At 46.6% G+C, this 1337-nt stretch carries 3 protein-coding genes; all 3 read left to right on the forward strand.

Going from position 1 to position 1337, the window contains the following annotated elements; genetic code table 11:
* Positions 1–234, forward strand: a 234-nt coding sequence (locus A3729_RS25480; protein WP_231877506.1) for a hypothetical protein, incomplete at its 5' end; no start/stop codon positions are given.
* The gene (locus tag A3729_RS25485; RefSeq protein ID WP_068509259.1) at positions 227–475 is read left to right on the forward strand and encodes an accessory factor UbiK family protein; all 249 of its coding nucleotides are present in this window, start codon (positions 227–229) and stop codon (positions 473–475) included. The genes A3729_RS25480 and A3729_RS25485, both read left to right, overlap by 8 nt.
* 194 nt (positions 476–669) lie before the next feature.
* A partial coding sequence (locus A3729_RS25490; protein WP_197476093.1) for a magnesium chelatase domain-containing protein occupies positions 670–1337 on the forward strand: 668 nt, incomplete at its 3' end.

Below are 1337 nucleotides of genomic sequence, written 5' to 3' on the forward strand. Positions count from 1 at the left end.
TGTGGTCTTGTGGTGCGGGCTTGGATTTGGCGCACCATAATGACGCAATATCTGATGCGGGTTGGCGGCGAGCGCATCTCTTTGGTGATTTTTATAGGGGGAGGATCTGATTATTTGAAAATAGATCTGTCCTTTTTAGGGTTGTGGGTTTCGCTGGCAGGGCGTGTTAGAATAGCTCTTTTGTTTGATGTAGAAAGAATGTCCCAGGCATTCCAAGGAGCGTTTGTTGCTTAGCCCTCAAGAAGTACTTAACACCATCCACGAACAGGTTAGTCAGATATTACCTGACGCCGGAAAGTCGGCTCAAGAGGATCTGACTGCGCAACTGAAAATTCTTATTAATGGTGTCATTTCCAAGCTGGATTTAGTCACTCGTGAGGAGTTTGAGACTCAGCAATTGGTGCTGGAAACAACACGCGCCAAATTGGAACAACTAGAAAAAGATTTTGCTGAATTAGAGAAAAAGTCAGCTTGATTTAATGACGAACAGATGGAACTTGTTCGTTCTTGCACTGTACTTATGCAGTGCTTGCACTACTGAGGGGCATAATGCTGCTGATCTAAAATGGCGCAATAGTTAATACAAAGCGTATTAATGAGGCGCTTTCCGGTCTACCTGATACAGCTCCTTACCTTCTTAAACAGATATGAACTTAGCAAAGGAATGCGATGTCGTTATCTATTATCTATACCCGGGCTCAGCTCGGTGTCGATGCACCTTTGGTGACAGTCGAAACTCATCTCTCAAATGGTTTGCCATCCCTAGCGATTGTTGGGCTTCCAGAAATGGCTGTTCGAGAGAGCAAAGAAAGGGTACGCAGTGCCTTAATCAACTCTGGCTTCGAATTTCCGAATCGGCGTGTGACCATTAACTTGGCGCCTGCAGACTTGCCTAAACAAGGGGGACGATATGATCTGGCAATTGCTATTGGAGTCCTGGCTGCGACAGGTCAAATAGACTCGGAAAAGCTTGGTGAAAGTGAGTTTATTGGTGAGCTGGCCTTAACCGGAGACTTGCGCCCGGTTGCCGGTGTATTACCCACGGCTATTGCCAGCGTAAAAGACGGCCGATGTTTATTTATCCCATATGGTAACGCTGATGAAGGGAAAATGGCTGGCAGCGATACAATTTTCCCCGCACGCCATTTGAGCGAAATTTGCCAGCACCTTAAATCACCCGGTGTTTTGCAAGCCCTTTCTTATGAAGAAATGATTTTGGAAGACGAAAAGCAGCCGGATATGGCTGATATTAAGGGTCAGTTCCAAGCGAGACGTGCTTTGGAGTTGGCAGCAGCTGGACGCCATAACCTATTATTCTACGGCCCTCCAGGGACAGG

Source organism: Oleiphilus sp. HI0043 (assembly GCF_001634935.1).